This window comes from Streptomyces sp. NBC_01314 (assembly GCF_041435215.1).
Classification (GTDB): domain Bacteria; phylum Actinomycetota; class Actinomycetes; order Streptomycetales; family Streptomycetaceae; genus Streptomyces.
Window position 1 is genome coordinate 2,917,085 of the sequence record NZ_CP108394.1, and the last position, 19,308, is coordinate 2,936,392.

18 protein-coding genes are annotated in these 19,308 nt (G+C 71.4%); 10 read left to right on the forward strand and 8 right to left on the reverse strand.

From position 1 onward, the window contains the following. Positions 1 to 48: 48 nt before the first annotated feature. Together OG622_RS12840 and OG622_RS12845 are read left to right on the forward strand one after the other, a co-directional pair. A complete protein-coding gene (locus tag OG622_RS12840; RefSeq protein ID WP_371575891.1) occupies positions 49 to 1,371 on the forward strand; it encodes a DUF692 domain-containing protein in 1,323 nt (440 codons plus the stop codon). A 250-nt stretch (positions 1,372 to 1,621) separates the two neighbouring features. After that, on the forward strand, positions 1,622 to 2,416 hold the full coding sequence (locus OG622_RS12845) for a DUF4142 domain-containing protein (RefSeq protein WP_371575893.1): 795 nt from the start codon (positions 1,622 to 1,624) through the stop codon (positions 2,414 to 2,416). A 7-nt stretch (positions 2,417 to 2,423) separates the two neighbouring features. On the opposite strand, the gene OG622_RS12850 is transcribed toward OG622_RS12845, so the two are convergent. Next, complete coding sequence (locus OG622_RS12850) at positions 2,424 to 2,618, reverse strand: hypothetical protein (protein ID WP_371575895.1); 195 nt, start codon at positions 2,616 to 2,618, stop codon at positions 2,424 to 2,426. A gap of 161 nt (positions 2,619 to 2,779) precedes the next feature. Here OG622_RS12850 and OG622_RS12855 point away from each other — a divergent pair, with 161 nt between their 5' ends. Together OG622_RS12855 and OG622_RS12860 are read left to right on the forward strand one after the other, a co-directional pair. Beyond that, the gene (locus tag OG622_RS12855) at positions 2,780 to 3,547 is read left to right on the forward strand and encodes a TIGR04222 domain-containing membrane protein (protein WP_371575898.1); all 768 of its coding nucleotides are present in this window, start codon (positions 2,780 to 2,782) and stop codon (positions 3,545 to 3,547) included. Between the two features lie 108 nt (positions 3,548 to 3,655). Continuing rightward, a complete protein-coding gene (locus tag OG622_RS12860; protein ID WP_371575900.1) occupies positions 3,656 to 5,260 on the forward strand; it encodes an alpha/beta hydrolase in 1,605 nt (534 codons plus the stop codon). 54 nt (positions 5,261 to 5,314) lie between these two features. Here OG622_RS12860 and hemQ read toward each other — a convergent pair whose 3' ends face one another. Together hemQ and hemG are read right to left on the reverse strand one after the other, a co-directional pair. Beyond that, positions 5,315 to 6,046 (reverse strand): hydrogen peroxide-dependent heme synthase, encoded by a 732-nt coding sequence (gene hemQ / locus OG622_RS12865; protein ID WP_371575902.1) that lies wholly within the window; start codon positions 6,044 to 6,046, stop codon positions 5,315 to 5,317. A 5-nt stretch (positions 6,047 to 6,051) separates the two neighbouring features. After that, positions 6,052 to 7,551 carry a protoporphyrinogen oxidase gene (gene hemG, locus OG622_RS12870; RefSeq protein WP_371575904.1) on the reverse strand — a complete coding sequence of 500 codons (1,500 nt, stop codon included), beginning with the start codon at positions 7,549 to 7,551 and terminating at the stop codon, positions 6,052 to 6,054. A 201-nt stretch (positions 7,552 to 7,752) separates the two neighbouring features. On the opposite strand from hemG, the gene OG622_RS12875 reads away from it, so the two are divergent. Both OG622_RS12875 and OG622_RS12880 read left to right on the forward strand, forming a co-directional pair. Next, a complete protein-coding gene (locus tag OG622_RS12875) occupies positions 7,753 to 8,757 on the forward strand; it encodes a DUF4349 domain-containing protein (protein WP_371575906.1) in 1,005 nt (334 codons plus the stop codon). A 57-nt stretch (positions 8,758 to 8,814) separates the two neighbouring features. Next, positions 8,815 to 10,215: an FAD-dependent oxidoreductase gene (locus tag OG622_RS12880; protein ID WP_371575908.1), complete on the forward strand. Its 1,401-nt coding sequence runs from the start codon at positions 8,815 to 8,817 to the stop codon at positions 10,213 to 10,215. A gap of 142 nt (positions 10,216 to 10,357) precedes the next feature. On the opposite strand, the gene OG622_RS12885 is transcribed toward OG622_RS12880, so the two are convergent. After that, positions 10,358 to 10,693 (reverse strand): hypothetical protein, encoded by a 336-nt coding sequence (locus OG622_RS12885; protein ID WP_371575910.1) that lies wholly within the window; start codon positions 10,691 to 10,693, stop codon positions 10,358 to 10,360. Between the two features lie 138 nt (positions 10,694 to 10,831). On the opposite strand from OG622_RS12885, the gene OG622_RS12890 reads away from it, so the two are divergent. Continuing rightward, a complete protein-coding gene (locus OG622_RS12890) occupies positions 10,832 to 11,641 on the forward strand; it encodes a rhomboid family intramembrane serine protease (protein ID WP_371575912.1) in 810 nt (269 codons plus the stop codon). Positions 11,642 to 11,659: 18 nt separating this feature from the next. Here the strand turns inward: OG622_RS12890 and hemE are convergent, their stop codons facing one another. After that, complete coding sequence (gene hemE / locus OG622_RS12895; protein ID WP_371575914.1) at positions 11,660 to 12,727, reverse strand: uroporphyrinogen decarboxylase; 1,068 nt, start codon at positions 12,725 to 12,727, stop codon at positions 11,660 to 11,662. Positions 12,728 to 12,913: 186 nt separating this feature from the next. On the opposite strand from hemE, the gene OG622_RS12900 reads away from it, so the two are divergent. From OG622_RS12900 to OG622_RS12910, 3 genes are all read left to right on the forward strand, one after another. Continuing rightward, positions 12,914 to 13,585, forward strand: coding sequence for a DUF3000 domain-containing protein (locus OG622_RS12900; protein WP_371575916.1), 672 nt, complete (start codon positions 12,914 to 12,916; stop codon positions 13,583 to 13,585). Positions 13,586 to 13,903: 318 nt separating this feature from the next. Further along, positions 13,904 to 14,563 carry a response regulator transcription factor gene (locus OG622_RS12905; protein WP_037701061.1) on the forward strand — a complete coding sequence of 220 codons (660 nt, stop codon included), beginning with the start codon at positions 13,904 to 13,906 and terminating at the stop codon, positions 14,561 to 14,563. A 176-nt stretch (positions 14,564 to 14,739) separates the two neighbouring features. Further along, positions 14,740 to 16,041, forward strand: a complete 1,302-nt coding sequence (locus tag OG622_RS12910; RefSeq protein WP_371575919.1) for an HRDC domain-containing protein — start codon at positions 14,740 to 14,742, stop codon at positions 16,039 to 16,041. Positions 16,042 to 16,077: 36 nt separating this feature from the next. Here the strand turns inward: OG622_RS12910 and OG622_RS12915 are convergent, their stop codons facing one another. Genes OG622_RS12915 through OG622_RS12925 form a run of 3 tightly spaced genes read right to left on the reverse strand, consistent with a single transcriptional unit; the run spans position 16,078 to position 19,219 of the window. After that, on the reverse strand, positions 16,078 to 16,935 hold the full coding sequence (locus OG622_RS12915; RefSeq protein WP_371575921.1) for a carbohydrate ABC transporter permease: 858 nt from the start codon (positions 16,933 to 16,935) through the stop codon (positions 16,078 to 16,080). Next, the gene (locus tag OG622_RS12920; RefSeq protein WP_371575922.1) at positions 16,932 to 17,903 is read right to left on the reverse strand and encodes a carbohydrate ABC transporter permease; all 972 of its coding nucleotides are present in this window, start codon (positions 17,901 to 17,903) and stop codon (positions 16,932 to 16,934) included. Before OG622_RS12920 ends, OG622_RS12915 begins: the two co-directional genes overlap by 4 nt. Further along, positions 17,903 to 19,219, reverse strand: coding sequence for an ABC transporter substrate-binding protein (locus tag OG622_RS12925; protein ID WP_371575924.1), 1,317 nt, complete (start codon positions 19,217 to 19,219; stop codon positions 17,903 to 17,905). Before OG622_RS12925 ends, OG622_RS12920 begins: the two co-directional genes overlap by 1 nt. Between the last annotated feature and the right edge of the window lie 89 nt (positions 19,220 to 19,308).

Below are 19,308 nucleotides of genomic sequence, written 5' to 3' on the forward strand. Positions count from 1 at the left end.
AGACGCAGTCCTGGTGCAGCCGTGGCCGGCGTGACCGAGGAGGGGACGATGGAGCAGATCGCACAGTTGGGGACGGGAATCGGCTGGCGGCCGGAGATCGCCGAGGCCGTGGAGCGCATGGCCGGTGTGGCGGGCGGTGTCGACTGGGTCGAGGTCGTCGCCGAGAACGTCTGTCCCGGCCACATCGCCGAGTCGCTGCTACGGCTGCGTGAGCGCGGTGTCACGGTGGTGCCGCACGGCGTCTCCCTGGGCCTCGGCGGCGCCGACCGCCCCGACGAGCAGCGCCTTCGCTCCCTCGCCGAGCGCGCGGAGGCACTGGGCGCCCCCCTCGTCACGGAGCACATCGCGTTCGTCCGGGCGGGGGGTGCCCTCACCGCGTCGCCGCAACTGGAGGCCGGGCACCTGCTGCCGGTGCCGCGCACCCGGGACGCCCTGGACGTGCTGTGCGAGAACGTCCGCATCGCCCAGGACGCGCTGCCCGTGCCGCTCGCGCTGGAGAACATCGCCGCCCTCATCAACTGGCCGGGGGAGGAGATGACCGAGGGTCAGTTCCTCTACGACCTCGTCGACCGCACCGGCGTCCGGCTCCTCATCGACGTGGCGAACCTGCACACCAACCACGTCAACCGGGGCGAGGACCCGGCCAAGGCGCTCGACGAACTGCCGGTCGAGGCCATCGCGTACGTCCATGTCGCGGGGGGCTTCGAGCGGGACGGCGTCTGGCACGACAGCCACGCCCACCCCGTCCCCCAGCAGGTCCTCGACGTCCTCGCCGACCTCACCTCCCGGGTGACCCCGCCGGGCGTCCTCCTGGAGCGTGACGACAACTTCCCCGAGCCGGGCGAGCTGGAGCGGGAGCTGAGGGCGATCCGGGGGGTGCTGGAGAAGGCCGAGGTGCGGAACCCCGAGAAGAACGCGCTCTCCGCCGGGCCGACGCCCACCGCAGAGGCCGAGCCTGTCGCCCGCCAGCGGCTCGGGCTCGCGCAGGCCGCGCTGCTGTCCGCGCTGGTCGCGGGGACGCCGGTGCCCGAGGGGTTCGACCGGGTGCGGCTGGGTGTCCAGGCGCGGGCCCTCGCGGCCAAGCGGGCGGACGTCGTGGCGAAGGTGGCGCCGGAGCTCCCGGAGATCCTCGGCCCGTCGTACCGGCCGGCCTTCGTCGCGTACGCGCAGGGCCACCCGATGGCCGACGGCTACCGGCGTGACGCCCTCTCCTTCGCCGAGCACGTGCTCCTCACGGGCCGCCCCGACGACGGGGACCTCCTCCGCGAGCTGCGCCGGTGGTGGCTGGAGCGCTCGGGTCCCGCCCCGCTCTCCCAGCGCCCGACGGCCCGGCTGGCCCGCGCGACCCGCAGGGTGCTGCTACGCCGCTGAGCCGGGGTGTTGCCCCCAGAATGTGCTGCGATTAACACACCCGTACCCCAGACACGGGTTTGCCATCCATACGCCATGTTTTGGCGCGATTCATCCACCGCTCCGCATACCCCATCCGAAGCACTTTGTCCCCTCCTCAACCGTTCCTCCGCATACGGCAGTTGGCGTGGACTCGGCAGTAACATGCCAGTCCGTAGGCCGACCAGCACCCGTTGCGCATTAGCGTGCGGTGCCGCGAGCAGGAGGCGCCATGCGAACCACCAGCGGTAGAGGGGGACCCTTCAGTGGCACAGGACTCATCGTCGCCGGACTGACGGCGACGCTCACCGCGCTGGTGTTCCCGATCTGGTCGTACGCGGACCGCTCCGGCACCGGCGTCAGTGTGCTCAACGCGTCCACCGTCACGACGCAGTACGGTCCGCTGTCCGCCCTGGACCGGGAGTTCATCACCAAGGTCAGGCTGGCGGGGCTGTGGGAACTGCCCGCCGGGCAGCAGGCCGAGACGAAGGGCACCACCCAGGCCGTACGGACGGCCGGCGCGCATCTCATCGAGGGACACACCTTCCTCGACGCCCGCGTCCGCAACGTCGCCGCCCGCCTCGGCCTGTCCCTGCCCAACCAGCCGAACGACCAGCAGAGGGCGTGGCTGGACAGCCTGACCGCGGCGCAGGGCGAGAGTTACGACCGCGAGTTCGCCAACGTCCTGCGCCTGGCGCACGGCAGGGTCTTCTCCGTCGTCGCCCAGGTCCGCGCCACCACTCGCAACTCGCTGGTCCGCGACCTCGCCGACGACGCCAACACCACCGTCCTGGACCACATCAAGGTCCTGGAGGCCACCGGGCTCGTCGACTACGACGCGATCGCCCGTGACACCGTCTCCGCGAGCGCCCCGCCCCTCACCAACTCCCCGGCCCCGCCCGGCCCGTCGGTCGACCCCGGCTCCCCGATCCCGGTGGCCCCCTCGCCGACCGCCCCGCCCCCGGCGACGCCCTCACCGCGCCTGACCCTGCCCCCGGCTGCCAACGGCCCGGCGGACGACGACTAGGAATCGTCTAGTAGCCCCTCGCCACCACGAGGTACACGAACGCGGCGACCGCGACCGCGCAGACGACGGCCGCGGCGATCAGCACGCAGCCGAGCGCCCCTACCGTGCCGCCGACGGCCGCCCAGCCGAACCGTGCCGCCCGATCGGCCCGCCGCGCCGCGTCGTGGTACTCACTGTCGTCGTCCCAGCCGCGACCCGACATGATCACCCCCTGGCCGGACCCTACAACCCGGCCGTCCCGCCGCTCCCGGGACCTGGCAATTGCGGGCCGCAACGGCGAACAAACGGAAGAGACCGGGAACCTTCCCTCCGGATTACGGACATCGCGCGCCGCCACCCCCGGCCGACGCATAGAAACACGCCATGCTCTGGGTCCTCTTCCTCCTCCTCGCCTGGGCCGCCGCCGGCGTGTCCTGTGCCCGGCTGTGCCTGACCTCGTTGCGCGCGGCGGCCGCCGCCACCGACGTCCGCGCCGACCATGTACACCACTGCCACCGACTCACGCTGTACGAGGCGGCGTTCCTGTCCGGCGGCCCGGCGCGTGTCGCCGACCTCACCCTCGTGTCCATGGCCCGCCAGCGCCGGCTCCTCCTCGCCCACACCGGCTGGGCGACCGTCGTGGACCCGGACGGGCGGGACGAGATGGAACGCTCCGTCATAGGCGCGATAGGCCCGGGCGGACAGTCCCGGATAGCGCCCGTCCGGCGGACCGCAGCGGCCGCGGAGTCCGTACGGCACCTCTCCGACCGGCTCGTCGCGGCGGGGCTGGCCGTACCGGACGCCGCGCGGACGGCCGTGGCCGACGCGGTCACGCAGGTACGGGGGGCCGCGCTGGGCGTGTGCGCACTGGGGGCGCTGGCGTTGATGCTGCCCTCGCACGGGTTCCAGGAGCACCGCGTGCTGGTCGCGTTGTGGTTCGCGTTGCCGCTGGTGCTGACCCTCAGCTGTCTGGTCGTCGCGCGGGTCGAGGGGCCGCCTGGTTCGCGGTGGGCGTCGCCGGAGGGGGTGCGGGTGTTGGGGGCCCTGGTCGGGCGGGGCGCAGGTGACGTGGCGGACCTTGTCTCCGTGGCCGTCCGGGGGGTGGGAGCGGTGGACTCTCCCGAGTTGCGGGCGGCGTTCGAGCAGCGATAGTGCCGTCCGGGGCCCGATGGGCGGCGACACCCTCGAACGGTGCTTTACATTCACCCTCTTTACTACCAAACATCCCTTTGTCGCTGTCGTTCTTCGGAGGGATTCGCTATGCGGGCTGCCGTTCTCTACGGGACTGTCGCGGCGGTGGTGTCGAGTGGCCTCGCCGCTCCCCCGGCCGGGGGTGACACGCGTACCGGCCGGGCGGCGGAGCCGGCCGTCGAGCGGGCGGCGGCGCGGGCGGCGGACGAAGGTATTCGGTTCGGGAAGTGCCCTGTGGTGGAAGGTCTGCCGGACGGGGTGCGGTGCGGGACGGTCAAGGTGCCGCTCGACTACGCACGGCCCGACGGCAGGCAGATCTCGCTGACCGTCAGCCGGGTCGAAGCCAAGGGCAAGGACGCCAAGGGGAAGAAGGTCGCCCGGCAGGGGGCGCTCGTGTTCAATCCCGGGGGGCCCGGGGCCTCCGGGATGTTCTTTCCGCTCGTCGGCCACCTCCCTGGCTGGAAGCGGGTCGCCGCCGCGTACGACCTCGTCGGGTACGCCCCGCGCGGGGTCGGCCGTTCGGCGCCGCTGTCCTGCCGGGACCCGAAGCGGCTGCACCAGGGGCTCTCACCGGCGCCGACGCACCCCTCGGAGGCGTACAAGAAGGAGCGCATCGCGCGGGCCAAGGCGTTCGCGCGCGGGTGTGCGCGGCGGGGCGGGAGCGCGCTGCGGCACTACCACTCCCTCAACAACGCCCGTGACCTGGACGTACTGCGCGCCGCGCTCGGCGAGCCCCGGCTGACGTTCATGGGGGCGTCGTACGGGACGTACTTCGGGGCGCTGTACGCGTCGCTGTTCCCCTCGCACGTACGCCGGATGGTCTTCGACTCGGCGGTGAACCCGGACCCCGAGCAGATCTGGTACCGCAACAACCTCGACCAGTCGGCGGCGTTCGAGGGACGCTGGGCCGACTTCCGGGCCTGGGTCGCCAGACACCACAGGGTGTACGGGCTGGGTGACACCCCGGAGAAGGTGCTGCGCAGTTATGAGCGGGCGGCGGCGCGGCTGGCCGCCCGGCCCGCCGGGGGCAAGGTGGGGCCGGGCCAGCTGCAGGGCGCGTTCCTGCAGGCCGCGTACTACGACGACCACTGGCCGCAGCGTGCCCTGGCGCTCTCCGCGTATCTGAAGGGCGACCCGAAGCCGCTGGTCCGGATCGCCGGCCCGTACCCGGGGGCGGCCGTCGAGCAGGAGAACGCGAGCGCCGTCTACACGGCCGTCGAGTGCAACGACGGGCCCTGGCCGACGCGGTGGCGGGTCTGGGACCGTGACAACACGCGGCTCGCGCGGACCGCGCCCTTCGAGACGTGGGACAACGTGTGGACGAACCTGCCGTGCGCGTACTGGGGCGGGCCGCGTCAGCGACCGTTCGACGTGCGGACCGGGCCCGGGGAGCTGCCGCCCACGCTGATCCTCGCGGCCGAGCGGGACGCGGCCGCGCCCTATGCCGGGGCGCTCGAACTGCACCGGCGGCTCTGGGGCTCGGTGCTGGTGACCGAGCGGGACGCCGGTAACCACGGGGTGGGCTGGGGGTCCAACACGTGCGTCAACGGGTACGTGGAGGCGTACCTGCTGGAGGGGCGGCTGCCGGAGCGGCACGCGGCCTGCGCACCGCGTCCGGAGCCGAGCGCTCAGCGGGTCAAGGGTCTGGAGAAACCGCGGGCCGTCGGTGGCTGAGCGCGCCCGTGCGGCGAAGCCGCCTGTGTGACGGCCCCGCGCCCCTCGCGGGGCCTACGCCAGGCCTGCCACCAGTTCCGCGACCGACTTCCTGCGGCCCGTGTAGAACGGGACCTCCTCGCGGACGTGCATGCGGGCCTCCGAGGCGCGGAGGTGACGCATGAGGTCGACGATGCGGTAGAGCTCGTCGGCCTCGAAGGCGAGCATCCACTCGTAGTCGCCCAGCGAGAACGAGGCGACCGTGTTGGCGCGGACGTCCGGGTAGCCGCGGGCCATCTTGCCGTGGTCGGCGAGCATGCGGCGGCGGTCCTCGTCGGGCAGCAGATACCAGTCGTAGGAGCGCACGAAGGGGTACACGCTGACGTAGTCGCGGGGAGTCTCGTCGGCGAGGAACGCCGGGATGTGCGAGCGGTTGAACTCGGCGGGGCGGTGCAGCGCCATGTTCGACCACACCGGGGTGAGCGCGCGGCCCAGCTTCGTCCGGCGGAACAGGTTGTACGCCTCCTGGAGCTGGTCGCTGGTCTCGGCGTGCCACCAGATCATGAGGTCGGCGTCGGCGCGCAGGCCCGACACGTCGTACGTGCCACGGACGGTCACGTCCTTCGCGGCGAGCTGGTCGAACAGCTCCTGGACCTCGTCGGCGTAACCGGCGCGGTCCTCCGGCAGCACGTCCTTCAGCCGGAAGACGGACCACAGCGTGTAGCGGATGACCTCGTTGAGGTCCTTGGCCAGCTTGCCCTTGTTCGGGATCCGGCCGGACTCGGTGGTGGGGGCGACGTCGCTCATGGTGCCTATTCTCCCGCTCCGCCGTGGAGGCTCCGCACCGGGTTGGCGGTGACGTCCAGCACCGCGCGCAGATCGCCGTGGACCTGGTCGACGGCGGCGGCGGCGCTCGCGACGCAGGCCGGGATGCCGACGCCGTCGTACGCCGCGCCGCAGACCGCGAGGCCCGGCAGCTTGCCGAGGTGCTCGCGGACGCGGGCCACGCGCGCGTGGTGGCCGACCGGGTACTGGGGCAGGCCGGCGTCCCAGCGGGTGACGCGGGTTTCGAGGGGCGCGGCGGACAGGCCGGTGGCCTCGCGCAGGTCGGTTCTCGACACGTCCACGAGGTGGGCGTCGTCGTGGTCCAGGATCGCCGTGTCGCCGTACCGGCCGACCGAGGTGCGCAGGATGAGCAGGTCCGGGTTCTCGTCGGCGATCCAGCCCCACTTCTGGGAGGAGAAGGTGGACGCCTTGATGGTGCGGCCGTCGACCGGCGGCACCAGGAAGCCGCTGCCCTCGGGGAGGGTGAGGTCGGCGCGGCGGTAGGCGAGGGTGACCAGGGCCATCGAGGCGTACTCGACGCCCGCCAGTTCGGCGGCGGCCTCGGGTGCCTCGGCGCGGAGGAGGCCGGCGGCGACCGGGGCGGGGGCGGCCACGACCACGGCGTCGGCGTGCAGGACACGGTCCTCACCGCCGCCGCTTCCGCCGCTGCCCGTACCGCCGGTGACGACGCGCCAGCCTCCGGATGCTTCGCGGCGCAGCTCCGTGACAGGTGTCCGGGTGAGGATCTCGGCGCCGCGCGCCCGCACCGACTCGGCGACCGCGAGCGGCAGTTGCCCGACGCCGCCCTCGATGCCCATGAAGACCGGCCCGGTCTGCTGCGCGGCGGCGGCGCGCTCCTGGATGCCCCGGACGGCCTCGGTGAGGGAGGTGTGGGTCAGGGCGGCCTGGAAGAGCTGCGGGACGGCCGAGCGCATCGAGATGCGGTACGCGTCGCCCGCGTAGACACCGCCGAGCAGGGGCTCCACCAGGCGGTCGACGACCTCGCGGCCGAGGCGGGCCGCCACGTACTCCCCCACCGCCACGTCGTCGCCGACCTCGGTGCGCGGCAGGTCGGCGTCGCGTTCGATGCGGGCCAGGCCCTCGTCGGACAGGACCCCGGAGAGGGCGGACGCGGTGCCGGGGACACCCATGACGTGGCCCTTGGGCATGGGCCGCAGAGCACCCCGGGTCCAGAGGGAGGCCGTGGCGGTGGCGGGCGGGCGGAGCCGGTCGGCGAGGCCCACCTCGCGCGCGAGGGCGACCGCCTCGGGGCGGCGGGCGAGCATCGACTCGGCGCCGAGGTCGACGCGCGCGCCCGCGATCTCGCCGGGCAGCAGCTTGCCGCCGACCCGGTCCGAGGCCTCCAGGACGGTCACTCTCGCGCCCCGGTCCAGCAGCCCGTGCGCGGCGGCCAGCCCCGCGATCCCGGCCCCGATGACGACGACATGCCCGGCGTCGCGCCCGACGTCCGTCCGTGCTCCGCTCATGGCTCCACCCTCTCAGATGTCACTGACAGTCATGACGCCGGTTCCCCCGCCGTGGGGCCGTCCGTCCCTGTGGCCTCGCCGAGTCCCGACCGTGACCGCTTCGGGACCGGTTCCCCCCAACGTTCCGGCCCCCTCCCGCGTCGAAGAGTCGTCAGCAAGGCGGGCAAGCACGCCTGCCACGACCCTCGGGGGTACGCCGCAATGGCCGAAACACACGTACGACGTTCCCGGCGGCCCGCAGGGGCCCTGGCCGCCCTGTTCCTCGCGGCAGCCCTGGCGCTCACGGGCTGCGGCGCCGGCAGCGCGGACGACGGCGCCTCGGGCAGCAAGGCGGGCTCCGACAGCAAGGCGGACACGTCCGCCGAGCAGGAGGGCGCCCTGTACGGCGAGAACGGCAACACCAGCGACCGGAGCGGCGGCAAGGCCGCCGACGCACCGCCCCGGATCGCTCCGAGCAACATCATCCGTACCGCCACCCTGACCGTGCGCGTCAAGGACGTGCCGAAGGCCCTGGACGAAACCCGCACCACCGTCGAGAACGTGGGCGGGTTCGTCGGCAGCGAGTCCACGACCCGTGACGGCAAGGACCGCGAGCGCACCCGGGTCGTCCTGCGCGTGCCCGCCGACAAGTACGACGAGGTGCTCACCGAACTGGAGGGCACCGGGAAGCTGATCGAGAAGAAGACGAAGGCCGAGGACGTCACCGACCAGGTCGTCGACGTGGAGAGCCGCATCAAGACGCAGCAGGCGAGCGTGGCCCGGATCCGCGAGCTGATGGACCGGGCGACCAAGCTCAGCGACGTGGTCACCCTGGAGGGCGAGTTGAGCAGCCGCCAGGCCGACCTGGAGTCGCTGCTCGCCCAGCAGAAGTCCCTGAAGGACCGTACGAGTCTCGCCACCATCACGCTGTCCCTGTCCGAGACCGCGGTGAAGAAGGCCGCGAAGGACGACGACCCCGGCTTCATGGACGCGCTGGCGGGCGGCTGGAACGCGTTCGTCGCCGTGTTCCGCTGGCTGGCCATGGCCCTCGCCGCGATCCTCCCCTTCGCGGTGGCCGCCGCGGTCCTGCTGTTCCTGTGGTCCCGCTTCGCCCGCTCCCGCCGCCCCGCCCCGGCGACGGCTGCGGCTGCGGCTGCGGCTGCGGCTGCGGCAGGCACGACCGGTTCGCTCCCGGCCGCCGCACCGGCCGAGGAGGAGCGGGACTGACGGCCGGTCGGACTGTCGGCGACGAAGCGAAATGCCGGGCCCCCGTAGCGTGTTCCCATGAACATGAGCCGTGCTGAGGAACGTTCCGGGGAACGCCTGGTGGTCGTCGGAGGTGACGCGGCGGGCATGTCCGCCGCGTCGCAGGCACGTCGGCTGCGGGGGCCCGGGGAACTGGAGATCGTGGCGTTCGAGCGAGGCCACTTCACCTCCTTCTCGGCGTGCGGCATCCCGTACTGGGTGGGCGGCGACGTCCCCGAACGGGACCGGCTCATCGCCCGCACGCCCGAGGAACACCGGGCCCGCGACATCGATCTGCGCATGCGGACGGAGGTCGTGGACATCGACGTCGAGGGCTCCCGCGTGCGCGCGCGGGACCTCGACTCGGGCACCGAGTCCTGGACCTCGTACGACAAGCTCGTGATCGCGACCGGCGCCCGCCCGATCCGCCCCGACCTGCCCGGCGTCGACGCCCCCGGTGTGCACGGCGTGCAGACCCTGGACGACGGGCAGGCCCTCCTGGACACCCTGACCGCCACCCGGGGCCGCCGGGCGGTGGTCGTCGGAGCGGGTTACATCGGCGTGGAGATGGCCGAGGCGCTCATCAACCGGGGGTACGAGGTCACGGTCGTCAACCGGGGCAGGGAGCCCATGTCCACCCTCGACCCGGACATGGGCCGTCTGGTGCACAAGGCCATGGAGGGCCTGGGCATCACGATGGTCGACGACGCCGAGGTCACCGCCCTGCGCACCGGCGACGACGGCCGCGTCCGCGCGGTGGCCACGGACGACGCCGAGTACCCGGCGGACGTGGTGGTCCTGGGCATCGGCGTACGCCCGGAGACGGAACTCGCGAAGGCGGCGGGCCTGCCCGTGGGCGACCACGGCGGCCTGCTGACCGACCTGGCCCTGCGCGTCCGGGGCCACGAGAACATCTGGGCGGGCGGCGACTGTGTCGAGGTGCTCGACCTGGTCTCCGGTCACCTGCGCCACATCCCGCTCGGCACCCACGCCAACAAGCACGGCCAGATCATCGGCGCCAACGTCGGCGGCGGCTACGCCACCTTCCCCGGCGTCGTCGGCACCGCCGTCAGCAAGGTCTGCGACCTGGAGATCGCCCGCACCGGCCTGCGCGAGAAGGACGCCGACCGCGCCGGCCTCCAGTACGTCACCGTCACCATCGAGTCCACCAGCCGCGCCGGCTACTATCCCGGCGCCGCACCCATGACCGTGAAGATGCTCGCCGAACGCCGCACCGGCCGCCTCCTGGGCGTCCAGATCGTCGGCCGGGAGGGTGCGGGAAAGCGCGTCGACATCGCGGCGGTGGCCCTCACAGCAGGCATGACGGTAGAACAGATGACCGTCCTGGACCTCGGCTACGCCCCACCCTTCTCCCCGGTCTGGGACCCGATCCTGGTGGCGGCGAGAAAGGCGGTGGCGGCGGTGAGGTCGGGCGCCTGACAAGCGAGGGCCGCGCCCATGCTTCTAAAGGGGCGCGGGGCTGTTTCGATATGCGGCTCCGCCGCGTGGGCGCGACCAGCCACGACGCACCCGCACCCGCACCCGCACCCGGGAACGCACAGCACCCCCACGGCGCTCCCCGCTACATGGCCGACGTACCGGTTATCCGATCGATCGCCTGTCGAGCCTGCTCCGCCGGCGGCCGAGCCGGCAACGACGACACCGACGCGGCCGAGGTCACAGCGGCCGGCGCCGTAGGCGCGGCGGCCGGCTTCGCATGCGCGGCCGCAGGCCGAGCCGACCGCAGCCGATGACTGACCGCCTCGTCCAGCGTCACCGGCCGCTGCATCCGCGCCGCCAGCCGCCCGGCCTCCTGGCCCAGCGCTGCGACGTCCTCCCAGGGCAGCCGCACCACCAGCGAGATCTCGGCCTCACCATCGGGGGTGGCGTGCATCGCCGGGGCAACTCGGTCGTTCATCGCCTGTTCCTCACGTAGATCCGCGGTTGAGAAGTCATACGCACCACCCGCCCCGCACGTTCACCGACATCCGCTCCGAGGCCGGCACCGACACCGGGCACGCTGATTCCGGCCCCGTATCCAGGGCACAAGTCCGGTGTGGTCATCCCCGTCCATGACGTGAACCCCGCGGGCCGCACGCCCTACGTGACCTACGCGCTCATCGCCGCGAGCGTCTTCGTCTTCGTCTTCATGCCGGGTCTCGCCGGTTCCGTGCCGGGCGACAGCGAGACGGCCCGGCTGTGCCACACACAGGCGTTCGTGGAGCAGTACGCGGCGATACCGCAGGAGTTGATCCGCCATCAGCTGCCACAGCTGGTGCCCACCGGCGAACTCGCCCGGTCGGGCGGCTGCGCGCTGGGCCCACCCGGCTACGACAAGTCGCCAGCGCTGTCCGTCCTCACCGCGCTGTTCCTGCACGCCGACTGGGTGCATCTGCTGGGCAACATGCTCTTCCTGCTGATCTTCGGCAACAACATCGAGGACCGGCTGGGCCCCATACGGTTCGCCCTGTTCTACGTGGCCTGCGGCTACGCGGCGACGTACGGCTACGCGCTCGTCAACGCCGGCTCCACGGACCCGCTGATCGGCGCGTCCGGGGCGATCGCCGGGGTCCTCGGCGCGTATCTCGTCCTCTACCCGAAGGCCAGGGTCTGGGTCCTCGTGCCGTTCCTGGTCTTCCTGCCGCTGAGACTGCCCGCCTGGCTGGTGCTCGGCTCCTGGTTCGTGCTCCAGGCCGTCCACTCGTCCGGCGAGAGCGGCTCCGACGTCGGCACGGTGGCGTACGCGGCCCACCTCGTCGGCTTCGTCGCCGGCATGCTGCTCGCCTGGCCCCTGCGCCCGGGCACCCCGCCCCCACCCGAGCCACGCGGCCTGCTGTTCGGCAGACGGGCGCGACCCGGCTGGTGAGCCCCGCGGCCCGCCCGCCTACTTCACGGTCTGCGTGTGGACGTACTCCACGAGCCGGGTCAGGGCGTCCGGGTCGGTGCTGGGCATGACGCCGTGGCCGAGGTTGAAGATGTGGCCCTCCAGGCCGGTGGCCGCGTCGAGGACCTCGCGGGTCTTGGTCTCGACGGCCTCCGTGCCCGCGAACAGGACGGTCGGGTCGAGGTTGCCCTGGAGCGCCTTGCCGGGGCCGACGCGGCGGACGGCCTCGTCGAGCGGGACGCGCCAGTCGACGCCGACGACGTCCGCGCCGGCCTCGGCCATGAGGCCCAGCAGCTCGCCGGTGCCGACACCGAAGTGGATGCGCGGGACGCCGTACGACTCGACGGCCCGGAAGACCTTCGTGGAGGCGGGCAGCACCGAGCGGCGGTAGTCCGCCGGGGCGAGGGCGCCGGCCCAGGAGTCGAAGAGCTGGACGGCGGAGGCACCCGCCTCGATCTGGACCTTGAGGAACGCGGACGTGATGCCGGCGAGGCGGTCGAGCAGGTCGGCCCAGAGCTCGGGGTCGCCGTACATCATCGCCTTGGCGTTCTCGTACGTGCGGGACGGGCCGCCCTCCACGAGGTAGCTGGCGAGGGTGAAGGGGGCGCCGGCGAAGCCGATGAGGGGGGTCTCGCCCAGCTCGGCGGTGAGCAGCCCGATGGCCTCGGTGACGTAGGAGACGTCCTCGGGGGTCAGGTCGCGGAGCTGGGCCAGGTCGGCGCGGCTGCGGATCGGCTTCTCGACGACGGGGCCGACGCCGGGCTTGATGTCGAGGTCGATGCCGATGGCCTTGAGCGGGACGACGATGTCGCTGAAGTAGATCGCCGCGTCCACGTGGTGGCGGCGGACCGGCTGGAGGGTGATCTCCGTGACCAGCTCGGGCCGCATGCACGAGTCCAGCATCCCGATGCCCTCGCGCACCTTCAGGTACTCGGGGAGCGAACGCCCGGCCTGCCGCATGAACCACACCGGTGTGTGCGGCACGGGCTCACGCCTGCACGCCTTCAGGAAGGCGGAGTTGTACGTGGCGGTCGGCTGGTGGCCCGAGGGGCCGGCATTGGCACTCACGAGGCAAAGTCTCGCACGCCCGCCTGACGGCGAGGGCCGGGGCTGTGGACAACCGAGGCCCCTGCTTCCGCGGCCACCGCTCCCGGCCTCCGGAGCGGCCTCCGTTCGCTGAGCGCGATGCGACAGTGACCCAGCGCACGGGTGTCTTGCCCTGCGCCGAGGCCCGGTTCCCCTTAATGTTCCGGCATGGCTGCGGCTCAGGGACGACTGTCGGACGGCGCTGGCGGGATGGACGACGCGAAAGAGGGGGAGCGCGATGCGATGGAGACGGACCCGTTGCCGTTCCGCTCCGCCGTCGAAGCGCTGCGGGCCACACGGCTGCGGCCGGAGATCGAGATCGAGTCGACCAAACCACCCCAGCGGCTGGCCCCGTACGCGTACGCCCTGGAGGCCGCGGTCGTCGAGGGCGACGAGGACCTGGCCGACGGCCGGCTCATCCTGCTGCACGACCCCGCGGGGCACGACGCCTGGCAGGGCACCTTCCGGCTGGTGACCCTGGTCCGGGCGGAGCTGGAGCCCGAGATGGCGGCGGACCCCCTGCTGCCGGAGGTCTGCTGGTCGTGGCTGACCGGCGCGCTGCAGTCCCGGGGGCTGTCGTACGGCGAGCCGAGCGGGACGGTGACGCGGGCGAGTTCGCACTACTTCGGTGGGCTGGCGGCGCGGCCGGCCGCGTCGCAGATCGAGATCAGGGCGTCGTGGACCCCCCGCGAGGTGCTGGGCGGCGTTCCCGACACCGCCGCGCATCTCGCCGCGTGGTGCGACCTGCTCGCCCAGATCGCGGGGCTGCCTCCGGCCGTCGACCCCGGGGACGCGGCGGTGGTGTCGCTGCCGCAGCGGCGGGGGCCGCAGTCCCGCTGAGAACTCCGCAGAACCAGGGACCGTACGCCGTGGAGCGTGCGGTCCTTTTTCGTGCGCGTCGCCACGCCGATCGAAACCATCACTTTGTCGATACGGCCACTTTCGGCCTTGTATCGACGTGAAGCGTCACCGTTCGGTCTTCGAATGATCGAAGATGTGTCCGAATTGCACGGATTGTTACTCACTAAATCGTGATCATTCTCTAAAGGAGCAGAGGTTTGATGCCGAAGACCTCTGTGACCTTCAAAGCATGGTTCGTCCCGGCTTCGACCCCACGAGCCCGGCGAACCCGCCCCTGTCCCGTACCCCGGAGGCCTGGTGTCCGTTCTCCTCGAGCAGCCCGCAAGCCTGGTCGCCTATCGTCCTAACAAGCCGACCGCGATGGTGGTGGTGGCCGATCCACGGGTCCGGTCCACCGTCACCCGGCACCTGTGGGCCCTCGGGGTCCGCGATGTCATCGAGGCCTCGTCCATCGCCGAGGCCCGTCCCCGCGTCGGAAACCCCCGCGACATCTGCGTCGCGGACGTCCACCTGCCGGACGGTTCCGGCCTGACCCTCCTCTCCGAGACCCGCGCGGCGGGGTGGCCCAACGGCCTCGCCCTCTCCGCCGCCGACGACATCGGCGCCGTACGCAACGCCCTCGCGGGCGGTGTGAAGGGATATGTCGTCACCGGCACCCGTACCAACATCGGACTGCCCTCCCGCCCGGGTGCCGCCCCCATCGGCTCCGCCGCCCGTATGCACCGCCGCCCCCCGGGAGCCCCGAGCCACCCGGGCGGCTACCGGGAGCTGTCGGGCCGCGAGGTCGAGGTGCTGCGCCTGGTCGCGGAGGGGCAGTCGAACAAGGCGATCGGCGTCTCCATGGGCCTGTCCGCGCTCACGGTCAAGAGCCACTTGGCCCGAATCGCGCGCAAGCTCGGCACCGGCGACCGCGCCGGAATGGTTGCGGTGGCCCTGCGCACCGGGATCATCCACTGACACCCGGGACACCGAGGCAGGAAGGGGCCGGGATCGTTCGCCGATGTCCGGCCCCTCCCGGTTCGCCGGGAACATTCACTGACACGTGTGATACGTGACTGGTTTACGCCCCTGGATGGCCCGCCGACGGAACGTTCCGTCGGCGGGCCATGTCCATACACAGATACCCTTGACAGGTGACCGACGCCCAAGAGACCGCAGCAGACAGGACCCTGCGAACCACCGGAGGCGCCCCTCCGGACGAGGGCGGATCCTCTGAAGCGGGGGCGCCGATCCCTTTGCTGGAGCCGCGTGACGGCATTCCGGCCGTGATCGCCGACGAGCCCTCGCTCGCCGCGGTGATCGCCGCGTTCGCCGCCGGCTCCGGCCCCGTGGCCGTGGACGCCGAACGCGCGTCCGGTTACCGCTACGGCCAGCGGGCCTATCTGGTGCAGCTGCGCCGCGAGGGCGCGGGCACCGCGCTCATCGATCCCGTCGCCTGCCCCGACCTCTCCGGCCTCGGCGAGGCGCTCTCCGGCGTCGAGTGGGTGCTCCACGCGGCCACCCAGGACCTGCCCTGTCTGCGCGAGATAGACATGGTCCCGACCCGGATCTTCGACACCGAGCTGGCCGGCCGGCTCGCCGGGTTCCCCCGGGTCGGCCTCGGCGCGATGGTCGAGGGTGTTCTCGGCTATGTCCTCGAAAAGGGCCACTCCGCGGTCGACTGGTCGACCCGCCCGCTGCCCGAACCGTGGCTCCGGTACGCCGCGCTCGACGTGGAGCTCCTGGTGGACCTGCGGGACGCCCTGGAGAAGGAGCTGGACCGGCAGGGGAAGCTGGAGTGGGCCCGGCAGGAGTTCGACGCGATCGCCTCCGCGCCGCCCGCCGAGCCGCGCAGGGATCCCTGGCGGCGTACGTCCGGGATGCACAAGGTGCGGCGCCGGCGGCAGATGGCGGTCGTACGGGAGATGTGGGAGGCGCGGGACCGGATCGCGCAACGGCGGGACGTGTCGCCGGGCAAGGTGCTGAGCGACGCGGCGATCGTCGAGGCGTCCCTGGCTCTGCCGGTCGACGCGCAGGCGCTGGCCGCGTTGAACGGGTTCGGACACCGGATGGGGCGGCGGCAGCTGGAGCAGTGGCAGGCCACCGTGGACCGGGCCAGGGCGCTGCCGGACTCGGCGCTGCCGGCGCACGGGCAGGCCATGACCGGGCCGCCCCCGCCGAAGGCCTGGGCCGACAAGGATCCGGCCGCGGCCGCCCGCCTTTCCGCGGCTCGGGCCGGGGTGAGCGCGCTGGCCGAGCAGATCAACATGCCTCAGGAGAACCTGATCACCCCGGACACGGTGCGACGGTTGTGCTGGGAGCCGCCGAAGTCCCTGGACGCGGAATCCGTGAGTGCGGCGCTGGCGGGGTACGGGGCGCGGGCATGGCAGGTGGAGCTGGTGACGCCGGTGCTGGTGGGGGCGATGTCCGCGGTGGTCAGGCCCAAAGAGGCCTGAGGGCCTGAGGGCCTGGGCGCCTGCCGTATCCGGCGGTTACTTCGTCGCTCCCCTCATGAAGCCGTTGTAGATGAATCTCTGCAACGCCAGGAAGACGATCAGGGTCGGCAGGATCACCAGGACAGCTCCTGCCGAGATCGTTTCCCAGTGGGCGCCGAAAGGGCCCTGGAAACGGAAGAGGGACGTGGAGATCACGCCCAGGTCGTCGGAGGGCATGTAGAGGAAGGGGATGTAGAAGTCGTTGTAGACGGTGATCCCCTTGACGATGACGACCGTGGCGATCGCGGGTCTCAGAAGCGGGAAGATGATCTTCCGGTAGATCGTGAAGGCGTTGGCGCCGTCCAGGCGGGCGGACTCGTCCAGGGAGATCGGGATCGATCGCACGAACTGCAGGAAGATGTAGATCGAGACGATGTCGGTGCCCATGTAGAGGGCGATCGGGGCCCAGCGGGTGTCGAACATGCCGAAGCTGTCGACGATCTGGAAGGTCGCGACCTGGGTGGTGACGCCGGGGACGAGGGTGGCGACGAGGAAGAGCGCGACGACCAGTTTCCGGAAGCGGAAGGTGAAGCGGTCGATCGCGTAGGCCGCCATCGAGCCGATGAGGACCGTTCCGGAAACGGCGAACAAGAGGATGAAGGCCGTGTTGCCGAAGGCGGTGAGCATCTCGCCGTCGCGGAAGGCCGTCGCGTAGTTGTCCAGGTTCAGGAAGCTGTCGGGCATCGTGAGGGCGCCGCTGTCCTCCGCCATCTGCCGCTCGGTCTTGAGCGAGGTCAGCAGGACCACGAGGAGCGGCAGGAGGACCACGACCGACGCGCCGACCAGGGACAGATAGGTGAGGGTGCGGGCAACTCGCCTGCGGACCACCGGGGTTGGGTTCGTCAGTGTCGTCATACGAGGTCCACCCTGTCGTCGGGGACCAGTCGGCGTTGCAGCCACGTCACCGCCAGGATGATCAGCAGCAGGACGACCGCGGCGGCGGACGCGAGACCCGTCTTGTTGAACTGGAAGGCGAGCTTGACCGTCTGGATCACGAAGGTCTCGGTGCCGGTGGCGCCGCCCGTCATGATGTACGGGATCTCGAAGACCGACAGGGAACCGGAGATCGAGAGGATCACGCTCAGGCTCAGGACCGGGCGGATGCCGGGCGCGATGATGTACCGGAACTGGTGCCAGCGGTTGGCGCCGTCGAGTTCGGCGGCCTCGTACAGCTCCCCCGGGATCGACTGGATCGCACCGAGGAAGAGCACGAAGTTCAGTCCTGTGTAGCGCCAGACGGAGACGCTCGCGAGGGAGATGTTCGCGGAGGTCGAGGTACCGAGCCAGGCGCGGTCGGACTCGTGGCCGAAGAGCGCCAGGACCGAGTCGAGGGTGCCGCCGTCCTGGAAGAAGTAGAGGAAGACGAAGCCGATCGCGACCCCGTTGATCAGGTACGGGAAGAAGAGAATGCCCTTGAAGAGGTTCCGGAAGCGGATGTTGAAGCTGAGGATCGTCGCGAAGTAGAGGGCGACGCCTATCTGGATCGCGGAGGCGGCCAGGTAGTAGCCGCTGACGAAGAACACCTGGAACAGCTCGGGGCGGGTGAAGATCTCGATGTAGTTGTCGGCGCCGATATAGCTCAGTTCGGGACTGACCCCGTCCCAGTCGGTGAAGCTGTACGCCAGCATGTTGGCGACCGGGGCGTACGTGAAGGTGATCAGCAGAACCAGCGGGGCGGCCAGGAAGAGCCAGGGAGTGAGCTTCCGCCACAGGCGCACCTTGCGTGGGGCGCGCCGGGGCGCGGGGGGCCGGGGCGCGGCCGTCGAGGGCCGCGCCACCTTCTTCACCGCGTGCGAGGGATCCGTCGTACGCGTGTGGGGCATCAGGACCCCACGGACTTCTGTGCCTCGGTCCAGCGCTCACTGAGGTCGGCGAGGAAGTCGTCGAGGCTGCCGTCCTTGGCGCCGCGGGCGAGGTCGACCAGGTCCTGGCGGTAGGCGGGGCCGTACAGGCCGACCTCGGAGGCGCTGTCGATCTCCTTGACCAGGCCGCCCTTGGCGTCGTCCAGCTCGATGAGCTTCACCCCGGCGTCCTCGTACGGCTTCAGGGCCTCGGGGAGAGGGGCGTCCTTGCGGATCGAGGGCAGCAGGTTGTCGTCGGCGTAGCCGGACTCGGTGGAGAACCAGTCGATCCAGGCGCGGGCCGCCTCCTTGTGGTCGGAGTTGATGTTCACGGCCTGGCTGTAGTCGGGGCTGAGGACCGCGCAGAACGTGCCGTCGACCTGGGCGGGGAACGGCATGAAGCCGATGTCGTCAGGGTTCGCGCCCGCCTTCTCGGCGGCCTGGCGGAACTGGAGGACCGCCCAGGAGCCGAGCCAGGCGGTGGCGATCTCGCCCTTCGCCAGGCGGGGCTTGGAACCCTCCCAGTTGGTGGTCGTCGGGTCCTTCTCGATGAGGCCCTGCTTGACGATGTCGTAGAGGAGGGTGTCGCCGACGCGCAGGTCCTCGCCCTGGGCCCAGGGGTCGCCCTCGGCGAGCCGGGTGGTGGCCGCGTTGTCGCAGCTGACCGAGCCGTCGACGTAGGTCCAGGAGGTGAGCGGCCACTGGGCGGCGAAGTTGGTGTAGTACGGCACCGCGTCCGTCTTGGACTTGATGGCCTTCAGGGCGGTGAGGAACTCGCTCGGTGAGGTGGGCCAGTCGGTGACGCCGGCCTCGGCCCAGACCTTCTTGTTGTAGACGAAGCCGGGGGTGCCGCCGTTCGTGGTCTGACCGTAGACCTTGCCGTCGACGGTGGTGAAGTCGGTGAAGCGGTACTTCTTGCCCAGCTCCTCCTCGGTGCCGAGCGAGGCGAAGAACTTGGGGTAGTCGTTCTTCTTGATGACGCCCGGGATCATCAGGACGTCGCCGTAGTTCTCCGTGTTCATACGGATCTTGACTTCGGCCTCGTAGTCCGTGAGGGCCTCGAACTCCACCTTGACCTTCGGATAGGTCTTGTTGAAGGTGTCCGCGTATTTCTTCATCGTGCCGTCCTGCACGATGTCGGTGCGGTGGGTGAGGACCTTGATGGTGCCGGAGACCTGTGCCGGGTCGTCAGGGGCCTTGGCGTCGGCGCCCTTCGAGCTGCCTCCGCTGCCGGTGCAGCCCGAGGCGAGGAGGGCGGCTGCGACCAGTGTTCCGGTGAGTGTCCTTCGGTGGTTCATGTGCACCAGCTCCGTTCGGGACGGACGAGCACGAGTGGGTTGGCTGATTCGGCACTCTGGCAGTCGGTACTGAACCGGTAAAGTCCCTA